At 39.6% G+C, this 20,954-nt stretch carries 22 protein-coding genes; 21 read left to right on the top strand and 1 reads right to left on the bottom strand.

Going from position 1 to position 20,954, the window contains the following annotated elements; all coding sequences use genetic code 11:
• The first annotated feature begins 271 nt into the window (after nucleotides 1–271).
• The 21 genes from G611_RS0113210 (at nucleotide 272) to G611_RS0113110 (ending at nucleotide 20,065) form a co-directional block, all read left to right on the top strand.
• Nucleotides 272–1,792 (top strand): ABC transporter substrate-binding protein, encoded by a 1,521-nt coding sequence (locus tag G611_RS0113210; protein ID WP_028244031.1) that lies wholly within the window; start codon nucleotides 272–274, stop codon nucleotides 1,790–1,792.
• Nucleotides 1,793–1,795: 3 nt separating this feature from the next.
• Nucleotides 1,796–2,812 (top strand): FecCD family ABC transporter permease, encoded by a 1,017-nt coding sequence (locus G611_RS0113205; protein ID WP_155942295.1) that lies wholly within the window; start codon nucleotides 1,796–1,798, stop codon nucleotides 2,810–2,812.
• The gene (locus G611_RS14990) at nucleotides 2,805–3,596 is read left to right on the top strand and encodes an ABC transporter ATP-binding protein (protein ID WP_051195267.1); all 792 of its coding nucleotides are present in this window, start codon (nucleotides 2,805–2,807) and stop codon (nucleotides 3,594–3,596) included. The genes G611_RS0113205 and G611_RS14990 overlap by 8 nt, the downstream gene beginning before the upstream one ends.
• A 59-nt stretch (nucleotides 3,597–3,655) precedes the next feature.
• Complete coding sequence (locus G611_RS0113195; protein WP_028244029.1) at nucleotides 3,656–5,128, top strand: cobyric acid synthase; 1,473 nt, start codon at nucleotides 3,656–3,658, stop codon at nucleotides 5,126–5,128.
• Nucleotides 5,129–5,167: 39 nt separating this feature from the next.
• Nucleotides 5,168–5,794, top strand: a complete 627-nt coding sequence (locus G611_RS0113190) for a precorrin-8X methylmutase (protein WP_036949248.1) — start codon at nucleotides 5,168–5,170, stop codon at nucleotides 5,792–5,794.
• 95 nt (nucleotides 5,795–5,889) lie between these two features.
• Nucleotides 5,890–6,249, top strand: coding sequence for an endonuclease domain-containing protein (locus G611_RS0113185; protein ID WP_028244027.1), 360 nt, complete (start codon nucleotides 5,890–5,892; stop codon nucleotides 6,247–6,249).
• Between the two features lie 4 nt (nucleotides 6,250–6,253).
• A complete protein-coding gene (gene cbiD / locus G611_RS0113180; RefSeq protein WP_051195278.1) occupies nucleotides 6,254–7,441 on the top strand; it encodes a cobalt-precorrin-5B (C(1))-methyltransferase CbiD in 1,188 nt (395 codons plus the stop codon).
• Nucleotides 7,442–7,475: 34 nt separating this feature from the next.
• Entirely contained in the window at nucleotides 7,476–7,829 is a 354-nt protein-coding gene (locus G611_RS0113175; protein ID WP_028244025.1) for an endonuclease domain-containing protein, read from the top strand.
• Nucleotides 7,830–7,900: 71 nt separating this feature from the next.
• Nucleotides 7,901–8,656: a precorrin-4 C(11)-methyltransferase gene (cobM, locus tag G611_RS0113170; RefSeq protein ID WP_028244024.1), complete on the top strand. Its 756-nt coding sequence runs from the start codon at nucleotides 7,901–7,903 to the stop codon at nucleotides 8,654–8,656.
• A 65-nt stretch (nucleotides 8,657–8,721) separates the two neighbouring features.
• Nucleotides 8,722–9,735 (top strand): cobalt-precorrin 5A hydrolase, encoded by a 1,014-nt coding sequence (locus tag G611_RS14985; RefSeq protein ID WP_051195266.1) that lies wholly within the window; start codon nucleotides 8,722–8,724, stop codon nucleotides 9,733–9,735.
• A complete protein-coding gene (cobJ, locus tag G611_RS0113160; protein WP_028244023.1) occupies nucleotides 9,723–10,478 on the top strand; it encodes a precorrin-3B C(17)-methyltransferase in 756 nt (251 codons plus the stop codon). The genes G611_RS14985 and cobJ overlap by 13 nt, the downstream gene beginning before the upstream one ends.
• Nucleotides 10,475–12,520: a precorrin-6A reductase gene (gene cobK, locus G611_RS0113155; protein WP_028244022.1), complete on the top strand. Its 2,046-nt coding sequence runs from the start codon at nucleotides 10,475–10,477 to the stop codon at nucleotides 12,518–12,520. The genes cobJ and cobK overlap by 4 nt, the downstream gene beginning before the upstream one ends.
• Before the next feature lie 8 nt (nucleotides 12,521–12,528).
• The gene (locus G611_RS0113150) at nucleotides 12,529–13,884 is read left to right on the top strand and encodes a cobyrinate a,c-diamide synthase (protein ID WP_028244021.1); all 1,356 of its coding nucleotides are present in this window, start codon (nucleotides 12,529–12,531) and stop codon (nucleotides 13,882–13,884) included.
• Nucleotides 13,871–14,956: a nicotinate-nucleotide--dimethylbenzimidazole phosphoribosyltransferase gene (locus G611_RS0113145; RefSeq protein WP_036949245.1), complete on the top strand. Its 1,086-nt coding sequence runs from the start codon at nucleotides 13,871–13,873 to the stop codon at nucleotides 14,954–14,956. The genes G611_RS0113150 and G611_RS0113145 overlap by 14 nt, the downstream gene beginning before the upstream one ends.
• Nucleotides 14,953–15,468, top strand: a complete 516-nt coding sequence (locus G611_RS0113140; protein WP_028244019.1) for a bifunctional adenosylcobinamide kinase/adenosylcobinamide-phosphate guanylyltransferase — start codon at nucleotides 14,953–14,955, stop codon at nucleotides 15,466–15,468. Before G611_RS0113145 ends, G611_RS0113140 begins: the two co-directional genes overlap by 4 nt.
• Complete coding sequence (locus G611_RS0113135; protein WP_028244018.1) at nucleotides 15,465–16,214, top strand: adenosylcobinamide-GDP ribazoletransferase; 750 nt, start codon at nucleotides 15,465–15,467, stop codon at nucleotides 16,212–16,214. Before G611_RS0113140 ends, G611_RS0113135 begins: the two co-directional genes overlap by 4 nt.
• A 13-nt stretch (nucleotides 16,215–16,227) precedes the next feature.
• Nucleotides 16,228–16,560 (top strand): bifunctional adenosylcobinamide kinase/adenosylcobinamide-phosphate guanylyltransferase, encoded by a 333-nt coding sequence (locus G611_RS0113130; protein WP_028244017.1) that lies wholly within the window; start codon nucleotides 16,228–16,230, stop codon nucleotides 16,558–16,560.
• Nucleotides 16,560–17,135, top strand: coding sequence for a histidine phosphatase family protein (locus tag G611_RS14980; protein WP_051195265.1), 576 nt, complete (start codon nucleotides 16,560–16,562; stop codon nucleotides 17,133–17,135). Before G611_RS0113130 ends, G611_RS14980 begins: the two co-directional genes overlap by 1 nt.
• Nucleotides 17,092–18,048, top strand: coding sequence for an adenosylcobinamide-phosphate synthase CbiB (gene cbiB / locus G611_RS0113120; RefSeq protein ID WP_330362050.1), 957 nt, complete (start codon nucleotides 17,092–17,094; stop codon nucleotides 18,046–18,048). The genes G611_RS14980 and cbiB overlap by 44 nt, the downstream gene beginning before the upstream one ends.
• Nucleotide 18,049: 1 nt before the next feature.
• Nucleotides 18,050–19,093 carry a pyridoxal phosphate-dependent aminotransferase gene (locus G611_RS0113115; RefSeq protein ID WP_028244015.1) on the top strand — a complete coding sequence of 348 codons (1,044 nt, stop codon included), beginning with the start codon at nucleotides 18,050–18,052 and terminating at the stop codon, nucleotides 19,091–19,093.
• Between the two features lie 12 nt (nucleotides 19,094–19,105).
• A complete protein-coding gene (locus G611_RS0113110; protein ID WP_028244014.1) occupies nucleotides 19,106–20,065 on the top strand; it encodes a Gfo/Idh/MocA family protein in 960 nt (319 codons plus the stop codon).
• Here G611_RS0113110 and G611_RS0113105 read toward each other — a convergent pair.
• Nucleotides 20,055–20,954 carry a TIGR01212 family radical SAM protein gene (locus G611_RS0113105; RefSeq protein ID WP_028244013.1) on the bottom strand — a complete coding sequence of 300 codons (900 nt, stop codon included), beginning with the start codon at nucleotides 20,952–20,954 and terminating at the stop codon, nucleotides 20,055–20,057. The two genes, G611_RS0113110 and G611_RS0113105, sit on opposite strands and share 11 nt — an antisense overlap.

The raw sequence follows: 20,954 nt of genomic DNA, 5'->3' as shown, positions 1-20,954 counted from the left end.
AAGGCTAACTGGCTTCAGCCTACAAAGGATGAGGTAACATATTCTGATGGAACAACAGAAACAGTTAATGGATTTGATGTTCCTGTAGAGGCACTTGATAAGGATTTTGATTTAGCAATTTTAGGTGAAAAAGGTACTTGGTACGACCACGTAGTATCTGTAACACTATAAAGCCTTCTCCCTATGGGTTGCTAGGCTCCAGTGGAGCCTGTTTAGCAACGACCGAGCCGGGAGGCGAGACAAGGTGCCCCGAAGGGGCGGATGAGGGTAGATGAAAAGAGTAATATACACAATCGCTGCAGCGCTGGCTATACTTCTAACAGCCTGCAGCTTTTTTAATAAAGAAGAAATTGAATATGGCACATATTCCTGCGAAGTAGAACTTACAGGTGGCAGCGGCAAAGCTACTGTAGAATCTCCTGCAGAGGTAGAGATTTCTAAAGAGGGCAACACTGTAAAGCTTGTTTGGTCCAGCTCTAACTATGACTACATGCTAGTAGATAATGTGAGATACGATAACGAGGCTGATGCTGATAGTAACTCCGTATTTACGATACCATTTGCGGAGTTTGATAAGCCATTTAATGTAATAGGCGATACCACTGCAATGAGTACACCTCATGAGATAGAGTATCAGATTACAGTTTATGCACCAGGACATCAGCCGGAGGCTACGACTGTAGAAAAGGATGAGACTGAAGCATCATCTGATTCTTATCAGCTTACAGGATTAAAGCAGGTAGATTCTCTTAAGCTTGATTATGCCAAGGGCTTTAGTGTTGATTATTATGAGGATGATGAAGGTAATAGTTACAAGTTTATTTCTATTTCTGGAATAAATGGACAGGGTGACAATCAATATTTTTTGATGGCGCAAAAAGCATTGCCTGACAGTGTCAGTGTTTCTGATAATGTTTCTGTTATCGTAAATACGGATAAGACTTACCTTGTGTCTACATCAGTTATGGATTTGATGGATAAAATTGGTGCCTTAGATGATATAGCTTTTTCTGGAACCAAGGCAAAGGATTGGTACATTAAGAATGCAAGAACTGCCATGGAAAATGGTGAAATGGCATACGCTGGAAAATACTCAGCTCCTGATTATGAACTGCTGGTATCTTCTGGTTGTAATTTTGCCATCGAAAACACCATGATTTATCATACTCCAGAAACCTTAGAGAAACTTAAGGAGCTAGGAATTCCAGTTCTTGTGGAAATGTCCAGCTACGAAAGCAGTCCTCTTGCAAGGCTTGAATGGATTAAGCTTTATGGTTGCATATATGGCAAGGAAGATAAGGCAAATGAGGTTTTTGAAAATCAGGTGACAAGAGTTGATGAAATTGGAAAGCATGAAAATACAGGAAAGACTGTTGCATTCTTTTCTATTAATTCAAATGGCCAGATAGTTGTTAGAAAGCCTAAGGATTATATAGCATCAATGATTGGACTTGCAGGTGGCAAATATGTTCCGGATGATATTTCATCTGAAGAAGATAATGCTTTATCTACAATGAAAATCACCACTGAAGATTTCTATATCAGAACAGTGGATGCAGATGTACTTATTTACAATAGTACAATCGAAGGAGAGATTTTTTCTATTGCCGAGCTTGTAAAGGAAGAGGAATCTTTGGCTGATTACAAGGCAGTTCAAGAGGGCAATGTGTATTGTCTTAAAGAAGGATATTTCCAAAAGAGCACAAATGTGGCAGAATTTATAGAGGAGCTAAATGAAATTTTAAGTGGCTCTTATAAAGAGGGCAGTTGTTTTATAAAGCTTAGGGAGTAAATAATGGATTCAATTAGCAGAAGAATAAAAATTGCATTTATAGGAATGATTGTTTTACTTGTAGTTTTCTTTTTTGTAAGCGTTGGAGTGGGCAGTGCAGATATATCGGTAATTGATATTATTAAATCACTGGTTAATCCAGGTGAAGTTTATATGGGAAAAATAATCATCTCAATTAGACTTCCAAGAATCATTGGAGCTATAGTGCTCGGTGGAGCACTTTCAGTGTCTGGCTTTTTGCTTCAGGTTTTCTTTGGAAATCCTATTGCAGGACCTTATGTTCTTGGAATATCTTCTTCTGCTAAGCTTTTTGTAGCTCTTTCTATGGTATTTTTGCTTGGAAGAGGAGTTAACATTAGCTCACTTGTGTTAGTAGTTTCAGCCTTTATAGGTTCACTTATAGCTATGGGCATCGTCATGTCCTTATCGCAGAAGGTAAGGAATATGTCGCTATTAGTAGTTTGTGGCGTCATGATTGGTTATATCTGCTCAGCTATAACAGAATTTGTTGTTACATTTGCAGATGATACAAATATTGTAAATCTGCATAACTGGTCCTTGGGAAGCTTTTCAGGAATAAGCATGGACCATGTTGTTGTATCATCTGTAATTGTAATTATAGCTATCGTATTTACGGTTATTTTTTCTAAGCCAATAGGAGCTTTTCAATTAGGAGAAAACTACGCCAGAAATATGGGCGTAAATATCAAACACATTAGAATAGTTTTGATTCTCTTATCTAGTATTTTATCTGCAACAGTTACAGCCTTTGCAGGTCCTATATCATTTGTAGGTATCGCAGTGCCTCATATCATGCGAGGAATTATGAAAACAGCTAAACCACTTGTTATGATTCCAGCCTGTTTCTTAGGCGGTGCTATTATTACACTTTTCTGTGATGGTATCGCCCGTACTGCCTTTGCACCTACAGAAATCAGTATTAGTGCAGTCACTTCGGTTTTTCTTGCGCCAGTTGTGATTTATCTTTTGGTTGCAAGAAAGGAGGCAGCTCGTGGATAAAAGTATCCAGTTATCAGAATTGAATGTGGGCTACGGTAAGACTGTAGTATTAAATGATGTAAATATTACCATAGAAAAAGGGCAGATAGTATGTCTTATTGGAGCAAATGGCGCTGGCAAATCTACAGTTTTAAAGACTATAGTTGGCCAGCTTAAAAAGCTTGGTGGGGCAGTTTATCTAAATGGAAACGACAAGGATGACATGTCAGAAGAAGATGTTGCGAAGGTCGTTTCCATGGTGATGACAGAACGAATCCATCCAGAGCTGATGACATGCTTTGATGTGGTGGCGACTGGCAGATATCCATATACAGGCAGGCTTGGATTTTTGGATGAAAAGGATAAAGCAGCTATTGATGAAGCCATCGATATGGTAGGGGCAGGCAAGATAAAGGATAAGGATTTTTCCAAAATCAGCGATGGTCAAAGGCAGCGCATCATGCTTGCACGAGCAATCTGTCAGGATGCAGATGTAATGATTTTAGATGAGCCTACATCTTTCTTAGATTTGCAGTACAAGCTTGATATTCTAAAGGTAATAAAAAAGATTGCAGCTACAAAGCAGGTGGCAGTTCTCATGTCTATCCACGAATTAGAATTTGTCCCAGCCGTAGCTGATAAAGTAATCGGAATCGCTGGTGATGAAGTATACGTCACAGGCTCCCCAGAAGAAGTCCTAACAGGAGCCAACTTAGAAACAATGTACAAAATGACCTCCGGCACCGGAGAAATAATATGCAGCGGCCTCTGGAACTATTCAACATCAATTAAGAGGCTTCTCTAAATTATGCCTTCCCCCTCTGGGGGAAGGTGTCCCGAAGGGGCGGATGAGGGTATGAATCAATGTCAAAAGTAATCATGATCCAAGGCACCATGTCAAACGTAGGCAAAAGTCTATTAGTTGGTGCCCTATGTAGAATATTTAAACAAGATGGCCTAAAGGTGGCCCCCTTCAAATCACAGAACATGGCGCTCAATTCCTTTGTAACAGAAGAAGGACTAGAAATGGGCCGAGCCCAGGTAATGCAGGCAGAGTGCGCAGGAGTAAAGCCATCTGTTTACATGAACCCTATATTACTAAAGCCTACAAATGATGTGGGCTCACAGGTAATCGTAAACGGTGAAGTAGTAGGCAATATGAAGGCAAGGGAATATTTTGCCTACAAAAAAAATCTTATACCAGATATAAAGGCTGCCTTCGAGAAGCTTTCTGAGTGGGCAGATGTTATTGTTATCGAAGGGGCAGGAAGTCCTGCAGAAATTAATCTTAAATCAGATGATATTGTAAATATGGGAATGGCAAAGCTTGTGGATGCCCCAGTGCTTTTAGTTGGAGATATAGATAGAGGCGGCGTTTTCGCACAGCTTTTAGGTACCCTTGAACTGTTAGAGGAGGATGAAAGAGCCAGAGTTAAAGGCCTTATTATAAACAAGTTTAGAGGAGATAAATCTCTTTTAGATTCAGGAATCGATATGTTAGAGGAAAGGGGTCAAGTTCCTGTTGTAGGAACTGTTCCTTACGCTCATCTTTTAATTGATGATGAGGATAGTCTTAGCGAAAGACTTGATAATAAGGGGGAAGGTGGCAAGGATAGCATCGTTGATGTTGCCGTTGTTCGTCTTCCAAAGATTTCTAATTTCACTGATGTGGCTCCGTTTGAAAATATAGAGGGTGTTGCAGTTAGATTTATCACAAAGCCATCAGAGATAGAAGGAGCGGATATTGTAATACTGCCAGGAAGTAAAAATACAATCGCAGATATGAAATGGCTACTAGAATCGGGCATGGCACCAGCTATCCAAAGATTTGCTGCCCGTGGTCCAGTTGTTGGAATTTGTGGTGGCTTTCAGATGCTAGGAGATAAAATCTCAGATCCTGAATCTGTAGAGTCAGATTGTGTTAAACAGATAAAGGGACTTGGTTTGCTTCCTATGGAAACAGTGATGGAGCCTGCAAAACACAGAAGTCAGACCGAGGGTATTTTTGATGATATGACAGGTGTGTATGAATGTCTTACCGGTCAAAAATATTTAGGCTACGAAATCCACAACGGCTATTCCATAATAGATGGCGCTTCCGTTACTAGCGTCCAAAAAGGAAACGTATTTGGCACCTATGTACATGGCGTTTTTGATAATGGAGATTTAGCACTAAAACTTGCTAAGTCCTTAGCAGCCAAAAAAGGCTTAAATCTTTCAGAAGAAACCATGGACTATATGGCCATGAAAGAAAAAGAATACGACAAACTCGCCGCCATAGTCCGAGCAAACATAGATATGAACTATATATACGAAATAATGAGGCTTCTCCCTTGAGGGAGAAGCTGTCAGCGAAGCTGACTGATGAGGGTGAACATGAACATAGAATACATTCTACCAACCGAAATCGAACACAAAAGCTTCGAAATCATCACCTCAGAGCTTGAGGCGATGGGAATCACCATCCCCGAGGAAGAAGCTCCAATCACCAAGCGTGTAATCCACACCAGCGCTGATTTCGATTATGCTAAGACAATGTGTTATTCGCAAGGTGCAATTAACCTTGCGAAAGAATTAATAAAAAACGGAGCTCACATAGTTACTGACACTAACATGGCATTAGCCGGCATCAACAAAAAGAAATTGGCATCCTTCGGTGGCCAGGTACACTGCTTCATGGCAGATGAAGACGTAGCAAAGGAAGCAAAGGAACGACAGGTTACAAGGGCTACTGTATCCATGGAGCGAGCAGCAGCTCTGCCTATGCCAGTAATTTTTGCCATAGGCAACGCACCAACAGCCCTTATTTCCCTTTATGAAATGATGGAGCAAGGCAAATTCACACCAGAGTTTGTCATCGGCGTACCAGTTGGCTTCGTAAACGTAGAGGCAGCCAAGGAACTTTTCCTTAACTCCTCAGTTCCACACATCATCAACAAAGGCCGCAAAGGCGGCAGCAACATCGCCGCCGCCATCGTAAATGCGTTACTTTACAGCATGTAGAAAAGGTAGTTTTCCAATTGGCATTGGAAAACTTTGATTAAGGCTTCCCCTTGAGGGGAAGCTGTCAGCGAAGCTGACTGATGAGGTGTTCTATTATGAATGAAACATATAATCCTAATCTTAAAAAGAATTCTCAAAAACTGAGAAAGAACATGACAAAAGAAGAAAGACATTTGTGGTTTGATTTCTTGAAGGGATTAAAGTACACAATAAAGCGACAACAAATCATAGGAAACTATATTGTAGATTTTTACTGTGCAAGTAAAAAAATAGTAATAGAACTTGATGGTAGTCAGCACTATGAAAAAGAAGGACATGAGACTGATTTAGTTAGAGATAAGTATTTATCTGATTTGGGAATAAAGGTATTAAGATATTCAAATTATGATATAAACAAAAATTTTATAGCTGTATGTGAGGATATTCTAAAAAATATGGAGTGTTCTAATGAATAAAAATATGACACCTCATCAGTCACCTGCGGTGACAGCTTCCCCTCAAGGGGAAGCCAAAAGAAAAGGTTTTACCACGGGGAGCTGTGGGGCGGCGGCTGCGAAGGCGGCGACCTACATGCTTTTGTCAGGAAAGGAAAAACTGAATATAGAAATAGAAACTCCTGCAGGGATTATGTTTAATGCGGATATTGTAGATATTAAACGAGAAGAGTCACAGGTGAGCTGCGCTGTTATAAAGGATGGCGGAGATGACCCTGATGTGACTACTGGAAGCCATGTGGTGGCAACAGTGAGTATGGTTGAATCCTGTGATACAGGAGATTGTACTATTATCATAGATGGGGGCTTTGGTGTAGGCAGGGTAACATTGCCAGGGCTGGATCAGCCTGTGGGAAATGCTGCAATCAATCATGTGCCAAGAGAAATGATTGAAAAGGAAGTGCTACAGGTGTGCAAGCTTTTTGATTTTTGCGGAAAGCTTAGTGTAATCATCTCTGTACCTGAGGGGGAGGAGCTTGCCAGTCACACCTTCAATCCTCGTCTTGGAATTGTAGGAGGCATTTCCATACTAGGAACAACAGGTATCGTTGAGCCAATGAGTGCAAAAGCATTGGTGGATACAATAAGAGTTGAGCTTTCCCAGAAGAAAGCCTTAGGATTTAAAACAGCCTTCGTAACCCCAGGCAACTACGGCCTGAAATTTATGAAGGATAATTATGACTATGATTTAGATAAAAGTGTAAAGTGCTCTAACTTCATAGGAGAGACTGTAGACATGGTTTGTGAGATGGGCTTTGAAACTCTTGTCATCACAGGCCACATTGGAAAGCTTGTTAAGGTAGCTGGCGGCATCATGAATACCCATTCACACGAGGCCGATGCCAGAATGGAAATCCTTTCAGCCTGCGCCATCAAAGCAGGGGCAGACACTGAGCTTGCTAGAAAGATTCTAGCCTGCCTAAACACTGAAGAAGCACTTCATCACATAGAAGATGCAGGCTTACTTAGACCTACCATGGATATTGTCTTAGAAAGAATTTTATTTTACCTGGATTTTAGAGCTCAAGGTAAAATAAAAATAGAGTGCATATTATATTCTAACGAATTTGGATTATTAGCAGAATCCAAAGGCTTCCCCCTTAGTAGGGGGAAGCTGTCAGCGCAGCTGACTGATGAGGGTATGAACTTATAAATATAAGCTAAGCCTAAAGGCAGAAAGGCGCACCATGCCAAGACTAGACTCAACTCTTAAAAAGTATTCTAGAAATTTAAGAAAAGAAATGACTAAAGAGGAAAAACATCTTTGGTATGACTTTTTAAAATCATATTCAATTACAATCAAAAGACAAAAAGTCTTTGAAAAATATATAGTAGATTTTTATTGCGCTAAGGCCAAAATAGTAATAGAACTAGATGGAAGTCAGCATTATGAAAAAGAAGGACATGAAGCTGATTTAGTTAGAGATAAATATTTAGCTGATTTGGGAATAAAGATTTTAAGATATTCTAATTATGATATAAACAATAATTTTGTGGCAGTTTGTGAAGATATAGATGCCAAGATTAAAGAGAGGATTTAATTATGAATAATAATTTACATACACCCTCATCAGTCACCTCCGGTGACAGCTTCTCCCAAAGGGAGAAGCCTTTGGTTTATTTTGTAGGAGCTGGCTGTGGGGCGGCGGATTTGATTACGGTGAGAGGTATGAATCTGCTGAAGGCGGCAGATGTGATTGTATATACAGGTTCTTTGGTGAATCCGGAGCTTTTGAATTATGCCAAGAAGCATTGTGAGATTCACAATAGCGCTACCATGACACTGGAAGAGGTCATGATAGTAGTGATTGCGGCGGCAAGACAGGGGAAGATGGTTGTAAGACTTCATACTGGCGAGCCAAGTATTTATGGGGCAGTGTTAGAGCAGATGCAGATATTGGAGGCCAATGGAGTGCCTTATGAAAGCTGCCCAGGTGTAAGTGCATGCTTTGGGGCAGCAGCAAGTCTTAATCTGGAATACACACTTCCTGATATTAGCCAGACCTTAATTATTACAAGAATGGCGGGCCGCACCGGAGTGCCAGAAAAAGAATCTATTGAAAAGCTGGCAGCCCACAATGCATCCATGGCAATCTATCTAAGCAGTGGAATGATGGAGAAGCTTTCAAGAGCTCTTTACAATGGTGGTTATTCCAAGGATACGCCAGCAGCTATAGTGTACAAGGCTAGTTGGCCTGATGAGGAAAAATATATTTGTACTGTTGGGACTTTGGCTGAAACGGCTGAGGCGCATGGCATAAAGAATTTGGCTGTGGTGCTTGTAGGGGACGTGATTTCGAAGTCGGGGTATTCGTTGTCGAAGTTATATGATGCGGAGTTTGAGACGGAGTTTAGGAAGAGTAGATGATGGTCGCCCTCATCCGTCAGCTGCGCTGACACCTTCCCCCAGAGGGGGAAGGCTTTGGAGTTTGTATGATTGAAAACTATTTAATTAGAATTACATATTTTACGGAGGAAGGAAAGAGCGTTTGCGCAAAGCTTGTAAAGGCATTTGACAATGCTACCTTTGAAGTGAAGGATGACAACACTTCTTTAAAGGCCTTTGCAAAGGAATGCTTTGAGGGGCATATTCCGCTTATTTTTATTGGGGCTGTGGGGATTGCTGTAAGGACTATTGCGCCCTTTATAGATAACAAGCTTTCGGATATTCCTGTGATCGTCATTGATGAAAGAGGGATGAATGTTATTCCTATTTTGTCGGGGCATTATGGCATGGGAAATGATTTGGCAAAGATGATTGCCGAAAGGATTAATGCTAATGCCATCATTACAACAGCAACTGATATAGAAAATGTGTATGCCATAGATTCCTTCGCAGCAAAAAATGGATTTCGAATTTTAGATAAATCAAAAATCAAAAATGTTTCCATGAAGCTATTAAATGGCCAAATGGTTTATTACAAAAATGATATTGAAAAGCTTTCATTTGAAGATGAAGAGCCAAAAAATATAAAGGCAGTGGCTGAAGCTGTAAAGCCAGATTTTATATTTTCAAATAACGAGAATGAAAATGCAGATGCCCTGATTTTAACACCTAAAACCTTAGTGCTGGGCATGGGTTGTAAAAGGGGAAAGAGCTTTGAGGACCTGCTTGAATTTATTCTTAAGGATTATAACGAAGAGGAGCTTAGGAATAATCTGTATGCAATCTGCTCCATTGATAAAAAGGCAGATGAGCCAGGGTTACTGAAGCTTTGTGCATATTTACATACCAAATTCATTACATTTACAGCAGAAGAGTTAGAATCCGCAAAAGGAGATTTTACAGAATCGGATTTTGTAAAGGAAAAGGTTGGAACTGGAAATGTAAGCGAGAGAGCAGCAGTATCTATTGGAGCAAAGCTTATAGCTAAAAAGCAGGCAAGTGATGGAATGACAAAGGCGTATGCAATCAGAGATTTAAGGAGTATTAAATGGCAGGAATAATATATATAGTTGGAATGGGGCCAGGGGACAAAAGTATGATGACGGCCCAGGCAATTGAGGCTATGGAGAATGCAGATGTTATCGTAGGCTATACAGTTTATGTGGATTTGGTAAAAGATCTTTTCCCTGAAAAGGAGTTTTTCACCACTCCAATGAGACAGGAAGTAGAGCGCTGCAGAGCCTGCTATGATTTTGCAAAGGAAGGCAAAAATGTAGCCTTCATCTGCAGCGGAGATGCTGGGGTTTATGGCATGGCTGCACCAATGTATGAGCTTCTGCCAGAATACGTAAATGCGGATTCTGATATAACAGAGGATAACATTGTGGTGCTTCCAGGTGTGACAGCAGCAATTTCTGGAGCGGCAGTTTTAGGAGCACCTATTAATCACGATTTTTGCGTAATCAGTCTTAGCGATTTGCTAACTCCATGGGAGGTAATAGAAAAGAGACTTAAGGCTGCAATAATGGGAGATTTTGCCATTGCCCTTTACAATCCTTCCAGCAAAAAAAGACATGATTATTTAAGGAAGGCCTGTGAGATAATGCTTGAGGCTGGGGCAGATGAAAACAGAGCCTGTGGTTATGTGGAAAATATAGGAAGAGCAGGTACACATTCTGTGACACTTACACTTGGTGAGCTAAAAGAAGCCCAGGTAAATATGTTTACCACAGTATTTATTGGAAATTCAAAAAGTGAAATCATAAAGGGAAAGCTTGTTACAAAGCGAGGATATCAGATTTGAAAAAAGCAATTATTTTTGGTGGAACAACAGAGGGACGAAAGCTTAGTGACCTTCTTTTAGATCAGAAGGTGAAGGTAGTCTACTGCGTTGCAACAGAATATGGCAAGGAGCCTATTGAGGATAGAGAGGGGCTGGATGTCAGGATTGGCCGAATGGATTCAGACGAAATGAGAGATTTGTTTGGCATGGAAAATCCTGATGTTGTTATCGATGCAACTCATCCATTTGCTGAAATCGTTAAGAAGGAAATCGACAATGCATTGTTTAAGGCTGGTGCTGTGCCTTTTGTAAGAGTCATCAGACAATCAGTTGAAGCAGATTTAAGCAACTGCACATTTTTCGATGATTCCAAATCCTGCGCAAAGGCCCTTCAGAATACATCGGGAAATATATTCCTTACCACAGGAAGCAAGGAGCTTGCCACATTTTGTGAAAACGAAGAGGTTAGAAAAAGGATTATCGCAAGAGTTATACCAAGTGTGGAAAGCCTTAATCTTTGCAATGAAAGTGGACTTAGTGGCAAGCAGATTATCGCTATGCAGGGTCCATTTTCTCTTACCATGAATAGAGCACAAATTAGAGAATGTAAAGCTTCTGTCGTTGTTTTGAAAAATAGCGGCAAGGGCAGTGGTGAAGCCGAGAGAATTGAAGCTGCCAGATTAGAAGGCATTAAATGCTTTGTTATTAATCGACCAATAAACAATATGGAGGGCCTAACCTTTGATGAGGCTGCCATGGAAATAGATAGAATATTAACTACTAACATTTCAAAAAAAGGATTTAGCGAAATCACTCCAGATGTAAAAATAAATGTTAGTCTTGCTGCTTTTGGAATGGGATTTGGAACCATTACAGAAGAGGTTAAGGAAAGTATCGCAAATGCGGATATGATTTTTGGAGCAGCCAGAATGCTTACCTACGTAGAGACATCTGCGAAAAAATATCCATATTATTTAGCAGATGATATCTTGCCTGTTCTTGATAAAAAGGCAAAGGAAATCACACATGGAACCTGTAATGCAGTTGTATTATTTTCAGGAGATACAGGATTTTACAGTGGCACAAAAAAGCTATATGAAGCCTTGAAAAACGACGGTAGATTTAAGACTACAATCATGCCTGGCATTTCATCGGTGGCAGCTCTTGCAGCCAAAATCGGCGAAAGCTATGAGGATGCTGTAATAATGAGCACCCACGGCGTGAAAGAGGAGGCTTGGAGGCCAAAGCTAATAGAGGCTGCAAAGTATTCTGATAAAATTTTCACCCTTACATCTGGTGGAAAGGACGTAAGAATCATAGGAGAAATCCTAAATGAATTAGAAGATAAATTTAAAACAAAATACGAAATAAGCGCAGGCTACAATCTTTATTCCAACGAAAAGATTGTAAAGTTTGGCGCCATGAAATGTGCTACAGCCCCAGATGATGGGCTTTGCGTGCTTTTCATTAGAAATAAAAAACCTCTTGCAAAAAGGCTTACACCAGGATTATCAGATGATGATTTCCTGCGTAACAAGACCCCTATGTCAAAGGAAGAAATAAGAGCACTTTCCATTTGCAAGCTGGGACTTACAAAGGATGCCATTGTTTATGACATCGGCGCAGGCAGTGGTTCCGTTTCTGTTGAAATGGGACTGCTTAATCCATCAATTAACGTATATGCAATAGAATTTAAGGAAGAGGCTTGCAAGCTAATTAGAGAAAACATTAATAAATTCTCTCTTTCAAATGTAGCTTTAGTTGAGGGCGTGGCACCTGATGCTATGGCTGATTTGCCAACACCAACTCACGTGTTTATTGGAGGAAGCGGCGGCAGATTAGAGGAAATTCTTAAGCTCTTAAAGAACAAAGGCAAGGGCATTCGCGTAGTGGTTAATGCAGTCACCTTAGAAACCATCGCAGAGGTTAATCGCATACTAAAGAATTTTGCAATCAGTGATGCAGATGTGGTACAGGCATCCATCAGCAAAGCTAAAACTATCGGTGACTACAACGTAATGCAAGCCCAAAATCCCGTATACATCGTGGCGTTTACTATATAGGAGATTTAATGAATAAACCAAGGATTATGATTGCGGCTACAAACAGTGGCTGCGGAAAAACTACAATTACATGTGGGCTGTTATCAGCTCTTAAGTTAAGAGGCATGAAGCCTTGCAGCTTTAAGTGTGGCCCAGATTATATAGATCCTATGTATCACAGAAATGTAATTGGAATAGATGCTGGAAACCTAGACACTTTTTTTACAGAGGATGCTATGACCAAGTGGATTTTTCAGCAGGAATCTAATGGTGACATTGCCCTGATAGAAGGTGTTATGGGGCTATATGATGGTGTAGGTGGAATAGAAGAAACAGGCTCAAGCTACAATCTGGCAAGAGCACTGGATTGTCCAATTGTTCTTGTGGTAAATGCCAAGGGCGCAGGCAAATCATTAATTGCTACCATAAAAGGATTTCTTGATTATGATAAATATTCTTTGATTAAGGGTGTGCTCTTAAATAAGACTTCATCAAGCTTTGGAGCAGTTTTGAAGCCATTAATTGAAGAGGAGCTAGGCATTAAATATCTTGGTACCTTATCAGATATTTCAAATATAGGCTTTGAAAGTAGACATCTAGGACTTTATCTTCCTGATGAGATTAAGGACATTAAAGCTCAGCTTGCTATTTTAGGTGAAAGAGTAGAAGCAGAAATAGATGTAGATGAAATAATAAATTTGGCAGGAAAAGCCCCTGATTTAAAAAGGGAAGAAATGCCAGAAAGTCTGACAAAGCTACTATCAACAAAATCCGAAAATACGATAAAGCTTGGAGTAGCTTATGATGATGCTTTTTGTTTTTACTATCAGGAAAATCTTAAGCTGTTAGAAAGCCTTGGGGTAGAGCTTATGTATTTTTCACCATTAAAGGATACTAGCCTACCCGATGGAATATTAGGCTTACTATTAGGTGGCGGCTATCCAGAAAATCATCTTAGCAAGCTTTCAAGCAACGAAAAAATGAAAGAAGAAATACAAAAAGCCATTAATAAAAAAATGCCTATAATGGCAGAATGCGGTGGCTTTATGTATCTTCTTGAGGAGATAGAGGATACTGATAAAGCATCCTATAAGATGGCGGCGGCTATCCCTGGAAAGGCAAAGTACATGGGCCATCTTGTTCGTTTTGGTTATGCTATAATAGATGATGGAGTTAAGAAGATAAAGGGCCACGAATTTCATTATTACGACACAGATAATAATGGAAGTGATGCTAGAGCCTACAAGCCATCTGGCAAAAGAAACTGGGAATGCATCCATAAAATAAATGGGGGATTGGTTGGATTTCCACATCTTTATTATCTGTCTGCTCCAGATTTTATAAATCAGTTTGTGGAGGCTATGAAAAATTATGGGGGAAACTAGAGTTTTATTTGACGACATTTTAGAAAACAAAATCAGCATAGAACCTGTCAATGAAGACAAAATCAAACAGGTTAAAAAAGAATGGGACAGGGTTTCAAAGCCAATTGACAGCTTTGGAAGCTTCGAAACCTATCATTCAAAAATAGCAGCAATACAGGGGTTTGAGGCTCCTGATTTATATCATCCACGTCTTATTGTTTGTTGCGGCGACCACGGAATTGTGGAGGAAGGGGTCAGCCAGACAGACCAGGACGTAACCAGAATCTGCGCTACTAATATCGGAAAAGGACTTACCACAACAGGCGTTATGGCAAGACACTTAGGGATTGATATTATGGCAGTGGATGTTGGAATTAATTATGCAAAAGAGGTTCCATACACACTTAATCGCAGAGTAAAATATGGAACCTGCAATTTCTTAAAGCATCCTGCTATGTCAGTGGAGGAATTTTCAAGAGCTGTTCAGGTGGGAATGGACCTTGCACTTGAAAGCAAGGAAGCAGGCTTTAATCTTTTGCTTGTAGGTGAAATGGGAATCGGAAATACCACTTCAGCAGCAGTTATGGCAGGGTATTTGTTAGACCTTAACGCAGAGGCTGTTACAGGTAGAGGTGCAGGTCTTAACGATGAAGGACTTAGCCGAAAGAGAGCTGTGGTATCCATGGCACTTTCTATGTACAGTGGATTATCACCAGTTGAAATATGCAGTAACTTTGGTGGATTAGAGCTGGCTGCCATGACAGGGGTTATCTTAGGTGGAGCGCTTTATAACATCCCTGTAGTTTTAGATGGAATGCTTAGCATGGTTTCTGCACTTGTGGCAGACAGGTTGTTAGAAAACACAAAGGATTATCTAATCCCATCACATATCAGCAAAGAGCCTGTAGCTCAAAAGCTTGCAAAGAAGCTATCCATAGAACCACCAATAGCTGCATCCATGGCAGTTGGTGAAGGGGCAGGAGCTGTTATGATGATATCACAACTTCGCATGGCAGACATTGCTTTTCACGATGCACTGAAGTTTGGAGATTCAGGTGTTGATCAATACGAAAATTTTAATGAGGAAGCATGATTACATTAGTATACGGTGGAAGTGGTAGCGGTAAATCTGCTTTTGCAGAGGATTTAGTTTGTAAGACAAATTATGCAAACAGATATTATCTTGCTACAATGAAATCCTTTGATGAAGAATCAGAAAAAAGAATTAAAAGGCATAAGTCACTTAGAGATGGCAAAGGCTTTATAACAGTAGAATGTCCTGTGGATATCGAAAATGCGATAATTGATAAGGATTCTATTGTGTTGCTAGAATGCATGTCTAATCTTGTGGCTAATGAAATGTTTAGGGATGAAAACTCTAAGACCTTTATTGAATGTGCTGACAAGATTTTAGATGATGTGAAGGCACTTTCAAAGAAAACAGATGAGCTTGTTATCGTTACTAATAACATTTTTGAGGATGGTATTAGCTATGAGGAGGGCACCAAGGAATACATGAGAGCTTTAGGGTTTATCAATGAAAGACTAGCTGAAATTTCTAAGGATGTATACGAAGTAGTAGTTGGAATAGGAATAAAATTATGAGATTTTTAAAAGCATTTGTCGTGGCATTTTCCATGTATTCAAGAATACCTATGCCAAGATTCACATGGGATAGCGAGGATATGAAATATCATCTGATTTTCTTCCCATGGGTTGGTGCTGTTATAGGAGCATTGGAATACGGGCTTTTACTTCTAAAGGAATATTGTGATATGCCACGTGTAGCATTTGTAGCCTTGGCTATGGCCATTCCACTTATTGTGACAGGTGGCTTTCACCTAGATGGATTTATGGATGTGGAGGATGCAATTAATTCCTTTAAGTCAAAGGAAGAACGTCTTGAGATTTTGAAGGACCCACATATAGGAGCATTTTCAATAATTAACGTAATTACGGTAGGACTATTATGTTTTGCAGGATTATTTCTTATGAATAGAAATAGTTTTATTGGCTGGTGCTTTTCATTTTTCATGGCAAGGTCAGTCAGTGGCATAATGGTTATTAAAGGCAAGAAAGCAAAAGAAAATGGAATGCTTTATTCCGAGGCTAAAAATTCTGCAGATAAAGCAGTATTTGTAGGGCTAATTATAGAGCTATTAATATGCACATGCACATGTTTATATGTTGCTCCATTACATGCCATAGAGCTTATTATATTTACACTTGCAATAGGTAAGGGCACAGAAATTAGAGCAAACAAAGCCTTCGGTGGAATAACTGGGGATGTGGCAGGATATTACGTAGTTATTACAGAGGTATTCATGGCCCTGGTTTTTGGTATTTTTTAGTATGAGGTGTAGGATGATTCTTGTTATTGGCGGAAGCTATCAAGGTAAAACAGAATATGCTCTTAGCACATTTGCAGAAGCCAGATTTTTTAACCAGGCACATCTTTTTATAAAAAAGAGATTATCAGAGGGAATGACTCAGGCGGCAATTCTTGATGAGATTAAAGCAACTACATCAGAAGGGCAGTGGGTAATCATTGCAGATGAAATTGGAAATGGTGTTGTTCCAATGGATGAAGCAGATAGAACCTATAGAGAGGTTGCAGGAAGGATTCTTATAGAACTTGCCAAAGATGCTGACGAGGTTCATCGAGTTATACTTGGCATTGGACAGAGGATTAAATAATGGAAAAGACTATCACTTTAATCCGCCATGGAAAAACTCCTGGAAATAGTGAAAAGAGATACATCGGCGTCACTGACGAAAAGCTTTCAAAAGAGGGAGCGGCTGAAATCGCAGCAGGCCTTTATCCAGATTGCGACATACTATTTTCAAGTCCCCTTAGTCGCTGCATACAAACAGCTAACATCATTTATCCAGACAAAACTCCCATAATAATTGATGAATTAAGGGAGACTGATTTTGGTAGCTTTGAAGGAAAAAACTATAAGGAGTTATCAGATAATGCGGACTATATAAAATGGATTGAGTCTGGCGGAACAGCAGCTTTTCCTGGTGGTGAAAGCATGTCTGATGCAACTAAGCGTACCATGATTGGCTTTCAAAAGCTTATAGCTGAAAGCAAGAACTATAAAGCTATTGTAGCAGTTGTTCATGGTGGAACAATAATGTCCATACTTAGCACTCTTTTTGAAGGGGACTATTATTCATATCATATTAAAAACGGCGAGGGATATACATTTGATTTATCATCTGATGGCCTTTATCACGGGCTACGTACTAGATCTTTTATTAGGTGATCCATTTGGAGGCTTTCATCCAGTAGTTTGGATTGGAAAGCTTATTTCATTTTTGACAGATAAGCTTTTGAATGAAAATGATTCACCTGATAAGAAAAGAATAAATGGAATTACACTTGTTAGTATCGTAATTACCATATCAGTTTTATGCACTGGAATAATTATCGTTGCAGCTTATAAAATAAATCCTTATTTTGGAATCTGTATCGAAGCATTCATTACTTATCAGTGTCTGGCCACTAAAAGCCTTTATATTGAAAGCATGAAGGTGTATTATGCACTTAAAGATACATCCCTTGAAGCTGGAAGGGCGGCAGTTTCAATGATTGTAGGAAGAGACACTGCATCCCTTGATGAAGCTGGGGTTACAAAGGCTGCGGTAGAAACTGTAGCAGAAAATACTTCCGATGGAATTATTGCTCCTATGATTTATCTTGCTATAGGAGGCCCTATTCTTGGCATATGCTACAAGGCTATCAACACCATGGATTCCATGATTGGCTACAAGAGCGACAAATATTTGGATTTTGGCAGGGCAGCAGCAAAGCTTGATGATGTGGTTAATTTTATTCCAGCAAGAATCAGCGCATTTCTTATGATCGTTGCAACGCTGTTTTTAGGCAGAGATTATAATACAGTAAATGCCATATATATTTTTAGGCGAGACAGATTTAATCATCCAAGTCCTAATTCGGCTCAGACTGAAAGTGTGTGCGCAGGAGCCTTAGGTGTTCAGCTTGCAGGACCTGCCTCTTATTTTGGAAAGCTAAAGGAAAAGCCATTTATTGGAGATATGCTAAGAAAGATTGAAGTTAAGGATATTAAAAGAGCGAATGTGCTTATGATATCTACTTCTATATTGTGCGCATTGATTTGCAGTATCTTGATTTTTGTACTAGAAGGAAGGTTTTAACATGCACGGCGGTGACATTTATAGAAATAGTATTCATTATGATTTTTCAGTAAACACAAACCCTATGGGAGTACCTTCAGAGGTGCAGTGGGTGCTTACTGAAGCAGCTTTACACGCAGGAAGATATCCTGACATTGTTCACGAAAGCTTAGTTACTGAAACAGCTAAGATGTTTAATGTAATAAATGATGTGGTGGTATATGGAAATGGCGCTTCGGAAATAATAATGGCAATATGTCATGCACTGCTTCCTAAAAAGGCTATGCTGGTAGTTCCAGGCTTTTCAGGATACGAATACTGCTTGCAGGGGGCTTGCCCAAAATGTGATGTGGTTTATTATCAGCTAAAGGAAAGTGATGATTTTAAACTAACAGGAGACATATTAGATGCCATCGAAACAGAAAAGCCTAGGGTGCTGTTTCTTACAAATCCTAACAATCCTAATGGGCTATTAATTGATAAGGATTTGCTTGAGCGAATAATTGAAGCCTGCGAAAGCATTTCTTGTACAGTGGTAGTTGATGAGTGTTTCCTTACACTTACAGGCAAGGAAAAGGAACTTTCATTAGCTTACAACATCAGAAAGTATAAATCACTTGTTGTCCTTAGGGCATTTACAAAGACCTTTGCAATTCCAGGAGTTAGACTAGGTTACGCCATCTGCTCACGGAAGGTCCTTGCAGAAAGCATTAAGGCTCATTTGCCAGAATGGAATCTTTCTATTTTTGCCCAGATGGCAGGGGCAGAATGCTTAAAGCATATGGATTATATAGGAGATTCAGTGAAAATCATAAATGCTGAGCGAAAGTATTTGAAGGAAGAGCTTACAGCCTTAGGCTTTAAGGCTTATCCATCGGAAGCTAATTACATCCTGTTTAAATCTGATAAAAAGGATTTGGCAGAAAGATTGCTTGAGTATAAAATCCTGATAAGAGATTGCTCAGATTACGTAGGGCTTGAGAAAGGATATTATAGAGTTGCGATTAAATTACACAATGAGAATAATGGGTTGATTTCGGCATTGGAGAATATTCAAAATGAGTAGGAGAATAACATTATGAAACTTGGAATAGTAGGAAATGGAGTAATCGTTCAAGAGATTCTTACATTTATTGATGAGATTGGTTTTGATGAGATTTATATTTGTGGCAGGAAGGTCAGTGAGGATAAGTTAAATGCCTTGGCTAAAAAGCATCATTTGAATCAGGTTTTTACAGATTATGATAAGCTTCTTTCAAGTGATGTGGATGTGGTATATATCGGGCTACTTAATGATATGCATTATGATTATGCTGTTAAAGCGCTTGAGGCTAAAAAGCATGTTATTTGTGAGAAGCCAATGTGTGTTACGCTGTCTGAAGTTGAAGAGCTTGAAAAGAAGGCTAAGGAAAATGGTGTGATGATATTTGAAGCTATGAGTATCTATCACATGCCAGCATATAAGCAACTTCAGCAGGATGTGAAGCTAGTTGGTGATGTGAAGTTTTGTAACTTCAATTATAGTCAGATGTCCAGAAGATATAAGGCTTTCCATGAAGGCGGTGAGGCACCGGCTGTATTTTCGCCTGACCATGCAGGGGGATGTCTTAGAGATTTAAATGTTTACAATATCTCAGCCATGGTAGGTCTTTTTGGAATGCCAGAGAATGTAATTTATTCTGCAAACATGGAGCGCGGCGTTGATACAAGTGGAGTGCTTCTTGCAGATTATGGCAGCTTTAAGTGCATCTGCATGGCTACAAAGGATTGTAATGCTCCAGGGCCATCAACTATTCAGGGTGTGGATGCAACAGTTTGTATTTATCCTCATGTAAATGGAATGACAGAATATGATGTGCTTTTCAATGATGAAGATACTGAAACAAAAGAAGTGTCTCTCTCAGATGGAAGCAATCGCCTGTACTTTGAATTTGCTGAATTTAAGCGTGCCATTGAAGAGAAGGATACTTCTTTGATGGATAAGATTATGGAATATAGTAAGATTGTTGCGAAGATTATTGACTTGGCTACAGCTTAGCAATATAGCTTCGCATAGTGTTCATTACAAGCTTCTTGTTGCCACTCCAAAGGGGGGCGATAAGGAGCTTTTTTGGACCATCACCAGTGAGGCGGTGGATAACAGTTTCTTTTGGAATTTCTTTTAGGCAGCGGCCTACAATTTCGCAGTATTCATCTAATTCGTAAATACGAAATGGATTTTCTTCAAACATCTCAGCCAGCTTTGTGCCCTTAAGCACATGAAGAAGCTGTAGCTTGATTCCAAACAAAGTTGGATTAAGTGTTGCTAAGTATTTTACAGTTTCAACGATGTCATCATCAGATTCTCCAGGTATGCCTAAAATTACATGGACTACCACCTTGAGCCCCGCATCAGTAAGCCTTTTGTATGCATCTGCAAAAACAGGCAGGTCATAGCCTCGATTAATGAGCTTTGCAGTATTTTCATGAATAGTCTGAAGCCCAAGCTCCACCCAGACTTCCTTATCCTTATTTAGATTCCCCAAAAAATCAATCATTTCATCAGACAGGCAATCTGGTCTGGTTCCAATAGAAAGTCCTACAATCTCAGGATAATCAATTACTCGTTTAAACAAATCCATAAGATATGCTTCATCTCCATAGGTGTTAGTAAAGGACTGGAAATATGCTATATATTTTCGTTCGTTTGCAGGAATTTTAGCTGAGATTTTTGCATCTACCTTTTCTTTTGCAAATGCAATCTGTTTGTCCAAATCCATACCAGTTGCAGCAAAATCTCCTGAACCTCCTTCAGAACAGAAGATGCATCCTCCATAGGAAATAGAGCCATCTCTGTTTGGACAGCTGCAGCCTGATGACAGGGACAGCTTGTAAACCTTGGTTCCATATTTATTTTTAAGATAATCAGATAAGCTTAAATAATTCAT

Origin of the sequence: Pseudobutyrivibrio ruminis AD2017 (assembly GCF_000424305.1) — a bacterium.
In the GTDB taxonomy this organism is placed as follows: domain Bacteria; phylum Bacillota; class Clostridia; order Lachnospirales; family Lachnospiraceae; genus Pseudobutyrivibrio; species Pseudobutyrivibrio ruminis_B.
Note: the sequence above shows the minus strand (reverse complement) of the source record. Positions and strands in the feature narration are given on the sequence as shown.